16 protein-coding genes are annotated in these 18633 nt (G+C 60.5%); 8 read left to right on the forward strand and 8 right to left on the reverse strand.

The genetic code is table 11. The features are described 5' to 3' along the window. Positions 1-452 precede the first annotated feature (452 nt). Positions 453-1583, reverse strand: a complete 1131-nt coding sequence (gene tgt / locus QO231_RS06190; protein WP_316774339.1) for a tRNA guanosine(34) transglycosylase Tgt — start codon at positions 1581-1583, stop codon at positions 453-455. Between the two features lie 170 nt (positions 1584-1753). Then, positions 1754-2563 (reverse strand): class I SAM-dependent methyltransferase, encoded by an 810-nt coding sequence (locus QO231_RS06195; protein ID WP_316774341.1) that lies wholly within the window; start codon positions 2561-2563, stop codon positions 1754-1756. 142 nt (positions 2564-2705) lie between these two features. Here QO231_RS06195 and QO231_RS06200 point away from each other — a divergent pair, with 142 nt between their 5' ends. From QO231_RS06200 to QO231_RS06235, 8 genes are all read left to right on the forward strand, one after another. Further along, positions 2706-3596 (forward strand): SPFH domain-containing protein, encoded by an 891-nt coding sequence (locus tag QO231_RS06200; RefSeq protein WP_316774343.1) that lies wholly within the window; start codon positions 2706-2708, stop codon positions 3594-3596. Next, entirely contained in the window at positions 3596-3865 is a 270-nt protein-coding gene (locus tag QO231_RS06205; protein ID WP_316774344.1) for an NfeD family protein, read from the forward strand. Before QO231_RS06200 ends, QO231_RS06205 begins: the two co-directional genes overlap by 1 nt. Further along, a complete protein-coding gene (locus QO231_RS06210; RefSeq protein ID WP_316774346.1) occupies positions 3858-4841 on the forward strand; it encodes a cation transporter in 984 nt (327 codons plus the stop codon). Before QO231_RS06205 ends, QO231_RS06210 begins: the two co-directional genes overlap by 8 nt. Before the next feature lie 304 nt (positions 4842-5145). After that, positions 5146-7308 carry a hypothetical protein gene (locus QO231_RS06215; RefSeq protein WP_316774347.1) on the forward strand — a complete coding sequence of 721 codons (2163 nt, stop codon included), beginning with the start codon at positions 5146-5148 and terminating at the stop codon, positions 7306-7308. Continuing rightward, positions 7305-8402 carry a substrate-binding periplasmic protein gene (locus QO231_RS06220; RefSeq protein WP_316774348.1) on the forward strand — a complete coding sequence of 366 codons (1098 nt, stop codon included), beginning with the start codon at positions 7305-7307 and terminating at the stop codon, positions 8400-8402. The genes QO231_RS06215 and QO231_RS06220 overlap by 4 nt, the downstream gene beginning before the upstream one ends. A 20-nt stretch (positions 8403-8422) precedes the next feature. Continuing rightward, complete coding sequence (locus QO231_RS06225; RefSeq protein ID WP_316774349.1) at positions 8423-10294, forward strand: pentapeptide repeat-containing protein; 1872 nt, start codon at positions 8423-8425, stop codon at positions 10292-10294. An 81-nt stretch (positions 10295-10375) separates the two neighbouring features. Further along, complete coding sequence (locus QO231_RS06230) at positions 10376-10738, forward strand: SUF system Fe-S cluster assembly protein (protein ID WP_316774350.1); 363 nt, start codon at positions 10376-10378, stop codon at positions 10736-10738. Positions 10739-10774: 36 nt separating this feature from the next. Further along, a complete protein-coding gene (locus QO231_RS06235) occupies positions 10775-11137 on the forward strand; it encodes a HesB/IscA family protein (RefSeq protein ID WP_316774351.1) in 363 nt (120 codons plus the stop codon). A 6-nt stretch (positions 11138-11143) separates the two neighbouring features. On the opposite strand, the gene QO231_RS06240 is transcribed toward QO231_RS06235, so the two are convergent. From QO231_RS06240 to QO231_RS06265, 6 genes are all read right to left on the reverse strand, one after another. Next, a complete protein-coding gene (locus QO231_RS06240) occupies positions 11144-12058 on the reverse strand; it encodes an isopenicillin N synthase family dioxygenase (protein WP_316774352.1) in 915 nt (304 codons plus the stop codon). 197 nt (positions 12059-12255) lie between these two features. Next, the gene (locus QO231_RS06245; RefSeq protein WP_316774354.1) at positions 12256-13632 is read right to left on the reverse strand and encodes a TRAP transporter large permease; all 1377 of its coding nucleotides are present in this window, start codon (positions 13630-13632) and stop codon (positions 12256-12258) included. A 4-nt stretch (positions 13633-13636) separates the two neighbouring features. Next, entirely contained in the window at positions 13637-14317 is a 681-nt protein-coding gene (locus QO231_RS06250; RefSeq protein WP_316774356.1) for a TRAP transporter small permease, read from the reverse strand. Between the two features lie 81 nt (positions 14318-14398). Continuing rightward, positions 14399-15400: a TRAP transporter substrate-binding protein gene (locus tag QO231_RS06255; RefSeq protein ID WP_316774358.1), complete on the reverse strand. Its 1002-nt coding sequence runs from the start codon at positions 15398-15400 to the stop codon at positions 14399-14401. A gap of 258 nt (positions 15401-15658) precedes the next feature. Next, positions 15659-16882 (reverse strand): sigma-54-dependent transcriptional regulator, encoded by a 1224-nt coding sequence (locus QO231_RS06260; RefSeq protein ID WP_316774359.1) that lies wholly within the window; start codon positions 16880-16882, stop codon positions 15659-15661. Beyond that, positions 16879-18630, reverse strand: a complete 1752-nt coding sequence (locus QO231_RS06265; RefSeq protein WP_316774361.1) for a sensor histidine kinase — start codon at positions 18628-18630, stop codon at positions 16879-16881. The genes QO231_RS06260 and QO231_RS06265 overlap by 4 nt, the downstream gene beginning before the upstream one ends. Between the last annotated feature and the right edge of the window lie 3 nt (positions 18631-18633).

An 18633-nucleotide genomic window follows, 5' to 3' on the forward strand; every position in this document is an offset into this window, starting at 1 on the left:
AATTACAGAAGCCTCTGCCCCGCGTCTCCCTCGCACGTCCAGCCAAAGACACCTTTCGGGATGGCGGGCGGGGCGTCTTGGCCGCAGGCCAACAGCGTCGTGCGCCAGTTGGTTTGTCCAAAGCTCAATCCCACCCGGAATCAACTTGTGCCGGAGCGACCCTGGCAAAACACAGACTCTGACCAGCAAACATAGGGCGCAGCAGACAATACCGTCCTTCATCGAAAATCTAAAGACCGCGCACAGATGTCCTCCCAAGACGCTATCACGCTGGTGCTGCGCAGAGTTCAATTCTGCGCACCACCGACATCCGGAAGCCTAGAGGCCGCAAAGACATCGCGCAACAGAACAGCATCAAATCCGGACCCTCTCCGCATCTACACACGCCGACGCGCCCGAAGATGTCGCAACCTAGATTGGCGGCTTTGGACGCCACCCGAGCCGACCGCTTGTCACAGGCGAGAAATGTCGCCCTCAGCGCGCGTAGCGTGAAATGCGTCTTCCCAGGCAGCGAATGCACCTTCCCGGATGGCCACACGCATGCCCTGCATCAAGTCCTGATAGTATTGCAAGTTATGCCAGGTCAGCAGCATCGAACTGATGATCTCCTGACTGCGGAATACGTGGTGCAGATAGGCCCGGCTGTAGTTGCGACAGGCCGGACAACCACATTCCGCATCCAGTGGCCGGGGATCGTCCTGATGCCGGGCATTCTTGATGTTCAGCACCCCGCGCCGTGTGAACACCTGTCCTGTCCGCCCAGACCGCGACGGCAGCACGCAATCCATCATATCCACCCCGCGCGCCACCGCACCGACGATGTCATCCGGCTTGCCAACTCCCATCAGATAGCGCGGGCGATCGGCAGGCAGCATATCCGGGGCGAAATCCAGGACCGAGAACATCGCTTCCTGCCCCTCGCCCACGGCCAGCCCACCGATCGCATAGCCGTCGAATCCGATCTCGCGCAGGGCCTCGGCGCTCTGCGCTCTCAGGTCAGGCTCAAGCCCGCCTTGTTGAATGCCAAACAATGAATGACCCGGACGATCCCCGAATGCGTCGCGCGACCGCTTCGCCCATCGCATCGACAGGCGCATGCTTTCGGCAATCCGTGCCTTGTCGGCAGGCAAGGCCGGGCATTCATCGAAACACATGACGATATCGCTGCCCAAAAGGCGCTGGACCTCCATCGACCGTTCCGGCGTCAGCACATGTCTTGATCCGTCGATATGAGATTTGAAGGTGACACCCTCTGCCGTCAGCTTGCGCAGCCCGGCAAGGCTCATGACCTGAAAGCCACCGGAATCCGTCAGGATCGGCTTGTCCCAGCTCATGAAGCGGTGCAGACCGCCAAGCCGGTCAATGCGTTCGGCCGTTGGGCGCAACATCAGGTGGTAGGTGTTGCCCAGCAGAATGTCGGCCCCGGTTGCGGCGACACTTTCGGGCAGCATTGCCTTGACCGTCGCCGCTGTACCCACGGGCATAAAGGCTGGCGTGCGGATCTCACCCCTCGGGGTCGAGATCACCCCGGCGCGGGCGGTGCCATCGGTTGCGTTCAGCGCAAAGGAAATTCTGTCACTCATCCGCTTCCGTTACCGGCAAATACGGCAAAAGGCAAAGTCCGGGATTCAGACGGTCCGTGCTCGCCAAATGGCGACGATCCCGGCGCCAGCCGCGCCCTTTGCTGCGACGCCACAGGCCAAGCGACCCAAGTCCTTCGGCGAGCACCGGCAGAACCGCTGCACCCACCAAACTAGGCCGGTGAAACCGCCGAGAAATAATGCACCTCGGCAGGCACATGAACCTGACCGTCGCGCTCCATCGCCGCAAAGCCGTCACGGACACCATCCGCAATGACCGCCCGGTCGGCCTCAGTTCCGCCCCGTTCGCGCAAGACCATCGCCGCCGCCCCCATGTCCATCTGCATGCCAGCCAGCTCTTGTGGGGTGCCCCTGGGCAACATGTCCAACGCGACGGTCTCGACCTCGGCCTGCCAGCCTGCCGCCTTCAGCAGGCCCGTCACCCGCGCCGCGTCGGCAAACGCAAACGGCCCCGGTGCAAGTGGGTCCGGCGGCTCTCCCGGTCCCAGCCTTTCCGTTGCAATCCGGCGCGGCATTGCGAACCAATCGTTTCTCACCGGTGCCCCCCAGGCCACGAAATCGAACCGCCCACCGGGCCGGACCGCACGGCGGATATTGGCAAACGCCGCCCCGGTGTCGGCAAAGAACATCAGCCCGAACTGTGAAATCACCGCGTCAAAGCCACCGGCCTGGAACGCGTATTGCTGTGCATCACCCAACCCGACCGCCGCTCGCCCGTTCAAGCGCGCCGCGGCACGCTCGGTCATCGGCGGCGCAATGTCAATCGCCAGGACACGCCCGTCCGCCCCGACGGCGTCCAGCACCCGCAACGTCGCGCCACCGCTGCCACAGCCGATATCCAGAACCGCCTCGCCCGCCTGCAACGCGGCGCGCTCCATCAGCCCGTCCAGCATCACGCCATGCGCGGCCTCGATCTCGGCTTCCCATTTCAGCCAAGGCGCCGCCATCGCAACCCAATCCATCGCCATCCCCCCGTCTCTGTTCGGGCCACCACACACCGCCTGTCTCCGCAACGCCAGCAAAACCTGCACCCATGCCGGGATTGACTTGATAATTGCGCCCGCAGAGGTCAAATACAGAACCGGCCAACCCCAAGGAGTCCCCATGACCGAAGACCAGATTCTCGCGCTGCTCGGCGACAGCGGCATCTACATCTTTGGCGCGATCCTTCTGTTCGTTGTCATCTTCAAAGGCGTGCGCATCGTGCCGCAATCGGAAAAGCACGTCGTCGAGCGGTTTGGCCGGCTGCGATCCGTGCTGGGGCCGGGCATCAACTTCATCGTGCCGTTCCTGGACGTGGTGCGCCACAAGATCTCGATCCTCGAACGCCAGTTGCCCAATGCAACGCAGGACGCGATCACCAAGGACAACGTGCTGGTGCAGATCGACACCTCGGTGTTCTATCGCATCCTCGAGCCGGAAAAGACCGTCTATCGCATCCGTGACGTGGACGCGGCGATTGCCACCACCGTCGCCGGCATCGTGCGCGCCGAAATCGGCAAGATGGATCTGGACGAGGTGCAATCCAACCGTGCCCAGTTGATTGGCCAGATCCAGACCAGCGTCGAGGACGCGGTGGATGACTGGGGCATCGAAGTCACCCGCGCCGAGATCCTGGACGTCAATCTCGATCAGGCCACCCGCGACGCGATGCTGCAACAGCTCAATGCCGAGCGCGCCCGACGCGCGCAGGTGACCGAGGCCGAAGGATCCAAGCGCGCCGTCGAATTGAATGCGGACGCGCAGCTGTATGCCGCCGAACAGATCGCCAAGGCCCGCCGGATCGAGGCCGATGCCGAGGCCTATGCCACCAGTGTCGTGGCCAAGGCGATCCAGGAAAACGGGCTGGAGGCCGCGCAATACCAGGTCGCGTTGAAACAGGTCGCGGCGTTGAATGCGCTCGGTGCGGGCGATGGCAAGCAAACGATCCTGTTGCCCGCCAACGCGCTTGAGGCGTTTGGGGACGCCTTCAAGATGCTGAAAGGCCGGAGCTGATGATCTTCTGGTCGCTCTGGTGGGCCTGGCTGTGTTTCGCCCTGATCCTTGGCATCGCCGAAATGCTGATCCCCGGTTTTATCTTTCTGGGGTTCGCCATCGGTGCCGCTGTCGTGGCGCTGCTGCTGGCACTTGGCCTCTCCGTGACGCTGCCCTTGCTGCTCCTGATCTTTGCGGCGCTGTCGCTGGTCACCTGGCTCGGCCTGCGCCGCTATTTCGCGTTGCCCAAAGGTCAGGTCAAGACCTTTGAGGACGACATCAATGGCTGACAGGCCCCCGGCTTCTTCCCCGCAGATGGGTGCGGGGCGGATCCGCCAACTTGAAGGCCGCTCGCTGCAAGTCGCGATGTGGGGCAACCTGTTCATGGCCGTGGCCGGAATCGTTGCAGCCATCCTGTCCAATTCGATTGCCATCTTGACTGACGGTCTGTTCTCGCTGATCGGCTTTACCGCGGCCTTTCTGGGCCGCCGCATCAGCCAGAATGTCGAGGCTGGTCCGGACCGGCTGCGTCCGATGGGATATGCTGCGGACGAGGCCCTGTTCGCGACTTTCCGTGCGCTGTCGCTATTGGGTCTCGTGTTTTTTGCTGTCGCCTCTGCGAGCATGAACATTTACAAGTTCCTGTCCGGCGGCACGCCACCGCAACTCGTATTTGCGCCATTGATGATCTATTTCGTCCTGATCGGCATAACCTGCTTCCTGCTCTGGGCGCTGCATCACCGCACCTGGAGCCGCACCGGAAAATCCAGCGATATCCTGCGACTCGAGGCCAAGGCATCGATGTTTGACGGGATCATCACCGCCGCCGCCGCCATCGGACTTGGTGCGGTTTACATTTTTCGCGACGGCTTTCTCGCTCCGATCGCCCCTGTCGGCGACTCGATCGTCGTGCTGGTTCTCTGCCTGTTTGTGGTCGGACAATACCGGCGCGACCTGATGTCTGGCATGAGCGAACTCGCAGGCGTCACCGCAAGCCCGGCCTCGCTGGCAACTGCCCGCCGCGCGATCCGGCCCGCCATAGCAGAACATGGCGGCACACTCGTTGACCTGTCGGTCATCAAGCTCGGGCGCAGTCACCTCGTCACTGCATACTACGACCCCGGTCAGCCCATAACCGCGTCCAGAGTTGACGGGATCAACCTTCAGATGATTGCTGACGTTCGCACCGAACTGCCAGGCGCTGATGTCCATCTGATCATCAGCGAACACCCTCGACGATGGCCGGACGAAATCAGCCCGTTCTGATTTCAAGCTTGTATTCCAAAGCCTCGTAGCGGGTGTTTTCTCTGTCAGCCTTCAACCCCCGCCTGCGGGCAAAACTCTGAACAATTCGCGTCAAAGTTGCTGAAAACAAAGAATCATGCTACGCTAACTCCTTATTGTCGTAAATATTTATTGGAGTAACCCCATGAAGTACGCATTTTTTAGCGTCATCTTGGCTGTGCTGATCTTGCCAGTCGACACACTGCAGCGTCCTGGCGACCCTGCCGCAGGACCGTGTAACCCGACAGTCGAACGTTGCTCGTAGACGTCTGACAAAGTCTGAAAGATGAACAATCTGATATACGCCGGGGTCATACTTTTCGGCGCAATAACGCTTGTGATCGAGGCGCGGCGCAATTACTCGGTTTCGGCCAAGCATCATCCCTTCGCATTCTACGGCATTCTTGAACATCTCGAGGCGCGCCACCTCTGCTCGCCCCGCGAATGGAACTTCGGGTTCTACGTCTACTCGCTGCTCTACCTGATCAGCTACGCGGTCCTTCTCTCATCGACAGAACTGGTCGAACTGATCTACAAATCCAGCGCTGCTGCCAACCTCGTCGGAGCCACGGGGACGACGCTCGGCCCGGAAAGCGACCCCTTCGATCTGTCCGGGACCGATTACGGCAAGCCGCTCTTCATCTCGGCCTTCATAATCGCATTCTACTCGGTCGGCGCCACGCGCAATATAGAATTGCATATCCGCACCCTTGCCCACCGGCTCGCCGGCGTTCCGCGCGGGGTGTACCAGGTACTAGACCGCCTGCAGGATCCCGATTTTCTCTCCGAAACAACCCCGCCGACCGGGCCGCTGATGGCCAGTTTCCGGGAGAAGCTCAAGCCGCTGAAGGCCGAGGAAATCGCGCCCAAATCAATCAGCGATCTGATGACCGTCACCACGCTACCACTCGAACCCGGCCGCCCTGCAAAGATATCCACGGGCACCAAGGGCCTGCTGGCTTCATTGCTTAGCAATGCCCAAACCAGGTTGGGGCGGGAGGTCGAGGATAACCGGCCCAAGGGCAAGGAACAGTACCTGTTTGATATCTGCAAGGCCCTGCGCGTCATCGACCTGCTGCGCCCCGCGATTATCGGTGGTCAACGCGCCACCCATTTCCCGCTCCTCGGCATGAAGGAATTGGGTGATATTTCCGCCACCCTTGATGACTCGATCGGAAAACCGGGCAACAAGCGCAAGCCAAACGATGACAGCCCAAAGACGCTGCATGACGAAATCGACGACTTCAAAAAATATGACGAAGCGAGCCTTGAACGGTTGCGCGAAAAGGCCATCGAGGTCGCCAACAGCGCCCGCGCCGTCTTTGCCGTCTATTTCATCTGCAACAGCCGCACGGTTCTGAATGTCGACCGTCAAAGCGCCCTGCAAAAAGTCAGGGCCTTTGCCGATCGTGGCTACAAGGTGGAACAGAATTCTTTCGCAGGCTCGCTGTTTTTCGCGGCTGTCATCGCCACCTTTGCCGGCTTTTTTGTTCACCAGTCCTTCAAGTTACAGGAAGTTCAGACCTACCCAAACCTGATGGCAGAGCAGATCTATGATCGGCTCGGCCGCACTGACAACAGCTACATCGCCTGCCGTGATATCTACTATGTACCGACCGGTGAAGATTCTTCCGATGAACTTCCCGATGATCTGATCAATGTCGTCACCGAAAAGGGATGCCAGGCGGCATTTGAGAGCGGGCTTGCAGACTATCGCAAGGATTCGAAAACGCAGATGATGGAGTGGACGTTCTTTGACAATCTGGCGCTGCTGCTGATGGTCGCCGCCGTCGTGCAAATGTCGATCTTTGAAAAAGACGTTCAGATGGACCAGAACGCTTGGCGGAGATGGACGATGAAGCGCGTACCTTACGTGCGGCTTCTGACGGGTGCAATCCTTCCCGCGCTTGCCGGTGTGTTCGCCCTCTCTATCGGTTTTATCCTGCGTCTCTTCTGGAATGCCGATTTTGATGTCACAACATCGCAGATCGAATTTCTGTTCGTCGAAAACTGGCAATATTTTGTCGCCTACTTCGTGCCCTGTTTCGTTCTTTCGATCTCGGTCTTTGTCATCATCGACAAACACGACGATTGGGCCCTTCCGGCCACGCTCTCTCTCGCGGTGCTGACGTCGGTGATTTATGTTTTTTCTGTCTGGCTGGTGCCAATGGCCACGTTGCGGTTCCTTCCGCCAATCGAGGTCGATAGTTTCTGGATGGTCTGGTGGAACACCGGCTCACTCGGCACGGCCCTGAACCACGACGCCTTCTGGCTGACGTCCTATGTCGCGCGCGACTTGCTGATCCTGACACAGCTGCCGGTGCTGTTCCTAATTCTCTTTGCCTTTTTCGTCGAGTTTTCCGAAACCTCGGGAACACGCCTGAACACTGGCAAGGACTCGGACGATACCAACGACAGTGGCGATAATGACGAGGAAACGGAAGAATGAAGCCCGCGTTTGGACATACCTTGGCCGCTCTCCTGTTGCTGGCAACACCCTTGTGTGCACAACAGCAATACCCATCAAACGTGCCACCCCAAAACGCGACCTGCCCGCAACCTGACTCTACAGATCTGGCAGATATCACATCGCTGCGCATTGGCGTGCGGCGTCACGCCCGGCCGTTCTCGTACTATTCCGAGAACCTGCGCGAAGTCTGGAGCGCCGCCCCCCAGGCACCGCTCGCCTTGCACAATTACACCGGTTACATGAGCAAGATCTGTGATGCGGTTCTCGCCGACATGCAGGTCACCCGGCCCGCTGACTCCACCAGCTTCGGCTATTCGGACGTCAAGGTTGTGGACGTTGATTGCCTGATACAGGAAGACGAACGCAACGGCACACCCAAGCCCAGTCGTCTGGAATATCTCGGCGACAAGATCGACATCCTCTGCGACCCCGCGACGATCACCAATGCCCGCCGGCACGGCTTTATCCTGTCGCCCCCGTTGTTCCTGTCCGGCATGGGTCTGATCAACCGCGGCACCGCAAGCATCGGCAACGCCAACTGCCCGGCAAAGCCGCTGATCGGATACGTCCGCAACACCACGGCCGCGCTGTCGGGCATTCCCAAGGTGCTGCTGGCCAACGAACTCAAGAGCTATGCCGAATTGTTGCGCGCCTATGTGCGCGATCAGACCAACTCCTGCAGCACCGCACTCAGCACCAGCGTCGTCGTCCAAAGCTATGAAACCCACGAAAAGGCCGCCAAGGCGTTTTGCAACGATGAATTCTACTACTACATCGGCGACCGAGAGATCATCACCTACAACGCCCGCAATGTCCCCGGCTGCGGCGCCGAGATCGAAGGCGCCGGCCAGACCTATTCCAACGACCGCTACGCGATCTACGGCAAGATCAGCCACCGCGAGGGGGCCGAAATCCGCGACCTGCGCATTGCCCGTTTCTTTGAAATCCTGTCGCAGAAAATCGTGGTCAGCCCCTCGCTGCTCGACACCGCCTACGAGAACACGTTTTTCGAAGAACCCAGCCGCAAGCTCGAAGCATTCTACTGGAACATCCGGGGTCCCCGCAGACCCTGAACCCGACAACAGGCGCATCCATGTCCGAGACCCCCGATCCCGTCGCGCGCATCAACGCGCTCACCACCAACGCGCGCAACACGTGGTTCGTGCTTCTGGGTGTTCTGGTCTTTGTCGCCATTACCCTGATGGGCGTGCAGCATATCGACTTCTACGGCGTCGACCGCGCCACCGCCCTGCCCCTGGTCAACGTCAGCGTCCCCACATGGCTGTTCTTCTACGCAGCGCCGTTGCTCATCACCGCCGTCTACGGTTATTTCCACCTCTACCTGATCCGCCTCTGGGACGCCCTCGGCGCCGCCGATCCAATCATCAACAAAACCCCGCTGGGTGACGCCATCACCCCATGGCTGGTCAGCGATGTTGCGCTGAAGTTGCGCGCCACCTATCGCGACCCCACCTGCATCACCCCCCGCGCCATGGAAATCCCCAACGCCATCTGGAACACCCTCTTTGCCTGGATCGCCGGCCCCGCCATCCTCGGTTGGCTCTGGTGGGCCTCGATGCCCGCCCGCGACTGGGTGATGACCGGGCTTGCGGGCACCTGCCTGCTCTTCGCGCTCGCCTTCGGCTATGCCAGTGTCGCGATGATGCGACGACGCATGGCATCGCAAGACCGGTCCACCCACCGTGTCTGGCAGGACACTGAAGCATTACCCGTACTTCTGTTCCTGTTGATCCCCGCCATCGCTCTGCTGACCCACAGCCGGACGGTTGAATCCTCGGACTGGATCACGCTTGCCCCCATAAATCTCACCGGCGCCGCGCTGGTCGAAAAACCTGCCGACTGGCTTCCCTATGACATCGCGCGCGCGGATTTTCTGTCCGAATGGTGCGCCCGCGAAAAACCAGCCTGCGATCCGCCGACAGCTGCGGTTCCCGGCCTGATCAGCCGCCTGCCCGGTCTCCTCTTTGGCAAAGACGACACACCCGCGTTGCCCACACCCGCCTCTGATCCACCAGCGGCCTTTGAAACCGAATGGAAAACTCGCCGCACCGCCGCCCTCGCTGCGCTGAAAAAACCGCGCTGGAGCGCCCCCAACGCCGATCCGCCGGATTTTCGCAACGCCATCCTATCAGAAACATCCCTGTCCGGTGCTGACCTTGGCGGGGCGCAGATGCAGGAGGCGAACCTCAGCGAGGCGCAGATGCAGGGGGCGAACCTTTGGCAGGCGCAGATGCAGGAGGCGGTCCTCCGCAGGGCGCAGATGCAGGAGGCGAACCTCCGCTGGGCGCAGATGCAGGGGGCGAACCTCAGCGAGGCGCAGATGCAGGGGGCGAACCTCCGCTGGGCGCAGATGCAGGGGGCGAACCTCAGCGAGGCGCAGATGCAGGGGGCGAACCTCCGCTGGGCGCAGATGCAGGGGGCGAACCTCAGCTGGGCGCAGATGCAGGGGGCGAACCTCAGCTGGGCGCAGATGCAGGGGGCGGACCTCAGCGGGGCGCAGATGCAGGAGGCGAACCTCAGCTGGGCGCTCTTGACAGGCACCCTTGAAAACCCGAACATCGCTTCGGCCACGAACCTCAGCGCGAGCATAAACAATGGCGGCGCGCTGAGGTTCGTGGATCTGCGCTCTGCCAAAATTGATGCTCTCACAGACTGGCGCAATGCCTTCTTTGATGGCTCCGTCCTTGTGCCAAACGACAGAAAGAACCAAATCGGGCAGCCCTGTCTCTGGCGATGGATTGCCAAAAACCCTGATCCGTTGCCAGACAAGGAATATTTCGGGCGCTGGCGCGGTTGGTTGACGCTTTATCCGGCATGGGACGATGATTATTGGAGTTGGCTCTCGTCAGTCCCCAAAGACTGGCGCGACGTTGCCGCCATCCCGCCGCCCCCCGGTTGCATATGGCACTCTGACCCGTTGCCCGGGGCCGTTTCGCAAGAATAACCCCACCCCGCGTCGCCGCCCCCACTGGACGTTTCCGCGTTAATTCCTATATAATCACTCAGGAACAACCCAGAGGCCCACATGACTCACGCTCCGGAACCGCTCGAAGGTGCGCCGCTGATTGCGCCCTCCACCACCGATCACCCGCTCTATGACTCGGTGGTCGAGGCGTGCCGCAGCGTTTATGACCCGGAAATCCCGGTCAACATCTATGAGCTCGGACTGATCTATACCATTGATATATCACCGGAAAACGAGGTGAAAGTCATCATGTCCCTGACCGCGCCGGGCTGTCCCGTCGCCGGTGAAATGCCCGGTTGGGTCGCTGATGCGGTCGATCCGATCCCCGGTGTCAAACAGGTCGACGTCGATCTCACCTGGGAACCCCCCTGGGGCATGGACATGATGAGCGACGAGGCCCGTCTGGAACTTGGATTCATGTAAAGAACGGCACGTAAGCCGTTTTGAGGAAACAGTAAAATGTTTGGAATACCCGGCAAACAGGCGGTCACCCTGACCCCCGCAGCGGCCAACCAGATCACAAGGCTCATGGCCAAGAACGACCATTCCGGCCTGCGCATCGGCGTCAAGAAAGGCGGCTGTGCGGGCATGGAATACACCATGGAATACGTGCAAGCCACTGATCCCAATGATGAAGTGGTCGAACAGGACGGCGCACGCGTGATGATCGCACCGATGGCACAGATGTTTCTCTTCGGCACCGAGATCGACTATGAAACCGGGCTACTGGAATCCGGTTTCCGGTTCAACAACCCCAACGTGTCCGAAGCCTGTGGCTGCGGCGAATCGATCAAGTTCAACACCCCTGACAGCGCGGCCTGATGCCGATCAGGCCTTTGATTTCAGGTGTAGATACGTCTCGTTGAACCGTCGCGACAAATGCTCGCCCGCAAGGATCGGTTCGCGCGCCCCCGGCGGCGCGACGTTGGTGTCATAAGACGGGTTGAGAAACAACGGCACCGAGATCCGTTCGTTCGCACCGCCGACCACGCGATGCAATGTCGCCTTCACGCGCCCGCCGGTCCACATCTCCAGCATCTCACCAAAGTTGATGACAAAGACACCGGGTTGCGCGTCGATCGCCTGCCAGCTCCCATCCGGCATCTGCACTGTCAGCCCCGGTGATCCGTCCATCGCCAAAAGCGTCAGACATCCATAGTCCGTATGCGCGGCAATCCCGAAATCCTTTGCGCCAGCCCAGTTCGGCCGCTCAGGGTAATAGTTGCCCCGCAACAGCGCCATGGGCGCATCAAACGCTCCGTCAAAGCCAAAGGGATCATCGCCCGCCACATCAGAGATCGCCGCCAGAACCTGCCGCCCGACATTGAGCGCCTCGGCGTAATAGTCTTGTATCTCGCACCGAAACTCGGCCGGAATGGACGGCCAGAGGTTCGGCGCATAGACGCTCAGGCCCTGCGATGCCAACGGGTGGTCTGTTGGCAGTTCATATCCACAATCAAAGACTTCCTTGAAATCCGGATTCGCCCCCGGATCTACCTGCTCAGACCCCGGAGCGCCCCATCCCCGGTTCGATCCCGTGCGCACCATATCCACCGGGCGTTTGTCAGCCGCAGGCAGTTCGAAGAACGCGCGATACAGGTCCAGAACACGGGACACGCGCGCCGCGCTCAGGCTGGTCCCGGTCACCGTCAGAAATCCAATTTCGCGCACGGCTCGGCCAAGCACTGCCATTTCTCCAGGATCACGTGCATTCAACGCGTTCAGGTTCAATTCTGGTATCACGGTTGCCTCCCTTCCCGTTACGTCTGCGGGCAGCGACAAGATGCTAGCACGGGTTCGAATTGCGCGACAGCTGCAAGTGAAACGCCCAGTGACAGCAGCCCGGCCCTGAAGACGGGCCCGCAAAACGCAAATGGCGCCGCCTCATGACCTGAGACGGCGCCATTCCATTTGCAGCGTTCAAAATGCGCGATCGCGCGCTATTTGACGATGATCTCCGGCCCCATGAAGGTGTTCGGAAGGAATGTACTGATCGATGGTACATAGGTCACGATGATCAGGAACACGAACAGTACCGCAAGAAACGGCAGCGCTGCACGGACAACCCGCATCATCGGCATTCCGGCCACGCCCGAGGTCACAAACAGGTTGAGCCCCACAGGTGGCGTGATCATTCCGATCTCCATGTTCACCACCATGATGATGCCGAGGTGAATCGGATCAATCCCCAGTTCGATGGCAATCGGGAAGACCAGCGGTGCGACGATCACGATCAGGCCCGAGGGTTCCATGAACTGCCCCCCGATCAAGAGGATCACGTTGACGATCATCAGGAAGATGATCGGGCCGAACCCTGCTGCCAGCATTGAGCCCGCGATCTGCTGCGGAATCTGCTCGTCCGTCAGAACGTGCTTCAGGATCAGAGCGTTGGCGATGATGAACATCAATGTGACCGTCAGCTTGCCCGCTTCGAACAGGGTATCCCGCACATCCTTGTGAAAGAACGCCGTGACCAGCGCGACGGGCTTGTCGAGCAGCGTCAGATTGCGCTCCCCCTCCGGCCGGGTCAGTGGCCCCATGTCGCGGTAAACGAAACAGGAGATCAGGAAGGCATAGACCGCAGCCACGGCAGCAGCCTCTGTCGGCGTGAAGATACCGCCATAGATACCGCCCAGAATGATCACAATCAGAAACAGGCCCCAGCCCGCTTCGCGACCCGAAGCAAACACCTCGCCCCAGCCCAGCCAGTCGCCCTTGGGCAGGTTCTTGACCTTGGCGATAATGTAGATGGTGAACATCAGCATGGTGCCCGCCATCAGCCCCGGAATAACTCCCGCCAGGAACATGCGGCCAACCGACACGTCGGTGGCGCTGGCATAGACCACCATCACGATGGAGGGCGGGATCAGGATGCCCAGGGTGCCGGCGTTGGCGATCACGCCCGCTGCAAAATCCTTGGAGTACCCGACCTGCCGCATTCCGGCGATGACGATCGAACCGATGGCAACAACCGTGGCCGGGGACGACCCCGACAAGGCCGCAAAGAGCATACAGGCAAAGACACCCGCGATCGCCAACCCGCCGGGCAAATGGCCGACAATCGCGATGGCAAAGCGGATGATCCGTTTGGCCACCCCGCCGGTCGACATGAAGGACGAGGCAAGCACGAAGAACGGGATAGCCAGCAGCGTATAGTGGCCGGCCATCGCTTGAAACAGCGTCTGCGCGATCGAGGCCAGCGATGTATCGCTGAGCACCAGAAGGAACATGATCGAGGACATGCCAAGGCTGACCGCAATCGGTACCCCGACCAGCATGAGGCCGATGACCATCAGAAAGAGAATGGCGACTTCCATGGGTTCAGTCCCCCCGGTTCATGTGCTGGACATCCGCGATGGCGTCCTCGGCTTCGTGGCTGACGATCAGCCCTGCCGACTCGCCGCGCGCGATCCGGATGGTCGCCTGCACAAAGCGAAACAGAAGCAAGGCGGCACCTATCGGCAGGATTGCGTAGGGAATGAAACGCGGAAGCTTTTCATAGCTCTCGCCTTCGTTCATGATCGGCTCGATCCAGCGGAGCCATTCCGGGATCGGGATGTCGACGACCTCGTACCAGGCCTGATCGCGAGTCGGCGCGAAACCCGTCGGGAACCAGCGCCCGCTGGTCGCGTCAAACCCGGCGAAAGGAGCCCAATAATCCCAGGCACCCTTCATGATCAGGGCCGCGTAGAATATGCAGACCGCCCCGGCAAACAGGGCCAAAGCCTTGCGTACGGGGTCGGAGAACAGCGTAATAACCGCATCCACACCAAGATGCGCAGTCACCTTGACCGCGTAGCTGATCCCGAACAGTACCAGCCAGGCAAACAGGAACGATGTCGCCTCCAGTCCCCAGATCAAGCCGGTGTTGAAGCCATACCGCAGAACAACGTTTACGAAAGTGATGAGGGTCATCAGCCCGAGGAGAATTGCAATCGCGGTTTCCTCGAGTTCGTTGACCACCCGGCCCAGGACCGAGTTTGACTCGTATTTGGCCGACATAATGCCTTGCCCCCTGTTTCAAGATGCGAAATCAAATGGGTCCGGCCCCTCGTGAGGGCCGGACCAGTGCGCGTATGACGCTCAGTTCATGGCGTTGAATTCTTGCGCGGCCGCAATGTTGTCCGCACCGACATCACTCTCGAACTCGGCCCAGACGGGCTTCATCGCTTCGACCCACGCGGTGCGCTGTTCCGGCGTCAGTTCGATAATGGTCGCGCCAGCATCGAGAATGGCCTGACGGGCAGAAGCATCAACTTCGCCCACAGCGGCGTTCCGGGTTTGGGTCACCTCGTCGACGATGGTCGCCAGTTGGGTGCGAATATCATCGGGCAGGCTGTCCCACCAATCGGTCGATGTCACGAGCATATAGTCCAGGACGCCGTGGTTGGTTTCGGTGGTACCGTCCTGAACTTCAAAGAACTTCTGGCCGTAGATATTGGACCAGGTGTTCTCCTGCCCGTCCACGACACCGGTCTGCAGCGCGCCATACACCTCGGAAAAGGCCATCGGCTGCGGGCTCGCACCCATCGCCGCCATCTGTGCCTTGAGGACGTCGGAATTCTGCACGCGGAATTTCAAACCGGCCGCATCTGCTGGCGTCACCAACGGTTTGTTGGCCGACATCTGCTTCATGCCATTGTGCCAGAAGCCCAGCCCCAAAAGGCCACGACGGGTCATCGATTCCTTCATTTTCTGGCCGGCTTCGGACGTTTGGAACGCGTCGACGGCCTCCATGTTGTTGAACATGAAGGGCAGGTCGAAAATGCGGAACACCTTGGTGAACTGCTCGAACTTCGACAATGACGGTGCGGCCATCTGCACATCGCCCTGCAGCATCGCCTCGAGCACCTGGTCATCGTTGTACAGAGTCGAATTCGGGAAGACCTCCATACAAACCTTGCCGTTCATCTCTTCGTTGACCCGCTCCTGAAGCAGCGACGCGGCGATGCCCTTTGGGTGCTTGTCGGTGTTGGTGACGTGGCTGAATTTGATGACGATTTCGCCATCGTCGCACGCCGCAAAGCCTGCGGTTGCGGTCATTGACAGGGCCATTGCCGTGGCGGCAGCGGTAAACAGTTTCATCGGTTTCTCCTCCCGAAGTAATCTTGTCTGATACGGGTTTGCACCCAGAGTTGGCGCCGGAATCAGCGCGCTGGACGCAGTGAAGCGGATCGTATCGCAGCACTCAACACTTTGTGATCGATAGCAGCATCTTTCAATTTATTTATTATATTCCATCATATTACAACTCGCTTCTCACATTAATGATAGACCAGCGTCGAGTGGTTGTGCGATTTCCCACACAGTCAAACCGGGAAATGTGCGGAAATCCGCACACCCTCAGCGGCGGAAATCCTCCGGGCGAATCCCGTACTTGGCCAATTTGTCATAGAATGTCTTGCGTGGCAGTTTGAGCGCCCTCGCCGCATCCGATGCATGACCGTTCTGTCGGCCAAGCGCGGCAATCAGCAACGATCGCTCCACGCGCGCCATCTGTTCAGTGAGCCCAAGTTCCGCCGCTTCGCTGACTCCCTCCGGCATCCCCAGCACGAACCGCATCGCCGCGCTCATCAGAGATCGCGCGTTGCCCGGCCAATCCTGCGCCATCAGGGCGGCCAGATGTTCGGGCGTGATCTGCGGCGCGCCGAGGCCCGCCTGCTCGCTCGCCTGATGTACGTAGCGGCGAAACAACACCGGAATATCCTCGGGACGTTCGGCAAGCGACGGTATCCGCACCGACGCCACTTGCAGTCGGTAGTAGAGATCGCCATTCAGCATGGTCTCATCGAGGTCGACCGTGCTGCCTGCCATCACCCGCGCCTGCCCGGTCTCTTCCAGCGCTTCGATCAGCGTAATCTGTGTATCAGCCGGCAAATTGCGGATCTCGTCCAGAAACAGACTTCCGCCAGCGGCGGAGCTCAACGCCTGATGCAGGCCCGCGCGATCCAATCCCGCAGCCGCGCGCTTTTCAAAAGGTCCCCGCGCCTGCTCCGAGCAGAGATGTATCACCTCGGCGACCTTGGACACGCCGCTGCCGGGCGGGCCGGTGACAAACACCGCAGCTGCGGTTTTCGCCAAACGTCGCACCCGTTCGCGAACACCTTCCGCCAGGGCCGATGTGCCAAAGATCATGCGCGCCGCCGGATCCCCGGATTGGGCCCGCTCCCGCTCTGCCCGCATGTCCAGTGTTGTCTGCCGCGCCGCAAGTGCCCGGCCCAGAACTTCGACAAGTTCGGCTGGTGCACAGGGTTTTTCCAGAAAATCGAAGGCGCCCTTTTCCATCGCCGACACGGCCATCGGAATATCACCTTCGCCGGTCAGCAGGACCACAGGCAAATCCTCGTCCACCTCGCGCGCATAGGCCAATAGGTGAAACCCATCGCGACCCGGCATCCGGATGTCGGACAGGATGATCCCGGGAAAGTCGCGCAGAATATGATCCTTGGCTGCCACGAAAGAACCCGCAGTCGTCACCTCCAGGTCTGCAAGGTCCAGCGTTTGCGCCAGTGCTTCGCGCACCGCCGCATCATCGTCCACCAGCAAGACGCGCCGCAATCCCGTCATGCTGCCTGCTCCGCCTGCCAAGGCTCCAGTTGGACGCTGAACACCGCCCCGCCGCCGGGTGCATTTTCACCACGGATATCGCCACCAAAGCTCTGTACGATCCCATAGGAAATCGACAGCCCCAGCCCCATGCCCTCGGACGCCCCGACCACCTTGGTCGAATAAAACGGTTCAAACACCTTGTCGGGCAAATCGATTCCGGGGCCAGTGTCGCGCACGATCACGGTCAATGGGCCGGTCTCGGTCACTTCGATCCTGATGCATTTGTCGTCTTGCCCCGCCATCGCGTCAGCCGCGTTGGTCAAGAGGTTCACGAAAACCTGTCCCAACCGCACGTCGCCCCCCCGAACCCAGATCGGGTGCTCCGGTCGGGCAAACCGGATTTCTACCGCATCCTGCCGCATCCGTGCGCCTGTCAACTCGATCACACCGTCCAGGATCGCCACGATATCCACTTGCCGAACCTCTTCACTTTCCTGACGGGCGAACGCGCGGAGACTACGGATAATCCGCCCCATGCGATGTGCCAGATCAGTGATCTTCGACAGGTTCTCTCCCGCCTTGTCGCTGCGCCCACGTTCCAGATATTGCGCGCCGTTTTCAGCAAACGACCGGATCGCCATCAGCGGTTGGTTCAACTCGTGGCTGATCCCCGCGCTCATCTGACCCAACGCACTCAGCTTGCCTGCCTGTACCAGATCAGCCTGCGCGCGTTTGAGAGCGGCCTCTGCCTCCAGCCGCTCGATGATTTCCTGACGCAGATGCGCGTTCGCCTCTGACAATGCCCGTGTGCGCTTGGCGACGCGGCTTTCCAGAACTGCATTGGCCTGGGCCAATGTCCGTCGCCGCTCGGTCGCCAGAAAAAGCATGGCACCAAAAGCCAGGCAGATCGCGGCCACCGCAGACGCCTGCAACCAGGCCAGACGCCGGGCGGGTGTCGCGTTGACAAGGATCTCTCCCGTCAGCGCGACAACCGGCAGGTGCCGCTGAAGATGCAGCGCGCGCGTCGGAACATACGGTCCCCAGCGAATATTCCAGATATCATGCGCCCCGGTCCGCGCCGCGCGAAACTCAGGGGCGGGCCCTTCGGGGGGGACCAGCCCGATGCCGCTTTCAGGACGGGTCCAGAACAGCAATTCGAACCGATTGGTGATGAACACCTCGCCGTTGGCATCGGTAAAGAACACCGCCGGTGCGCTGCCGGGCCAGGCCAGTTCGATACTGGCCACATCGGCCACGACGACCACCGCCCCCCGCACCCGGCCGGCCGCATCGAAGGCGGGCGCCGCGTAGTAGTAGGCGCGCCGGTTCAGCGGCGCACGAATCCCGTGGTCAGACCCCAATGCCCCTTGCAAGGCCCGGCGAAAATAGGGTTCGTCGGATACATCGTCTGCTGTCAGCCCGTTTGCACTCACCAGAATGCGCCCCGACGTGTCGGCAAACGCGACATCTAGCGCCGCTGTCTTGTCGGCCACTTCCAGCAGTTGCACCTGCGCATCGGCGCGACGGTCCGGATCGTCTAGCCCCACCAGCATCGGGTGGTCGGTCAACAGCACGGCAAGTTCCTGATAGACCTGCAATTCAGTGCTCAGCCGGTCGCTTGCAAGTGCCAGATCCGCCTCTGCACGGCGCGCAAGCTGTTCGAGCGCCTGCAAATACCCATAACGCCAAACGCCTCCAGCCAGAGCGGCAACGGCAAGCAGGAATACCAGCACCATCCAGATTCGTTGATGTCGTAGGCGGTTCATCCC

This window comes from Sedimentitalea todarodis, from assembly GCF_032595355.1.
GTDB lineage: Bacteria > Pseudomonadota > Alphaproteobacteria > Rhodobacterales > Rhodobacteraceae > Sedimentitalea > Sedimentitalea todarodis.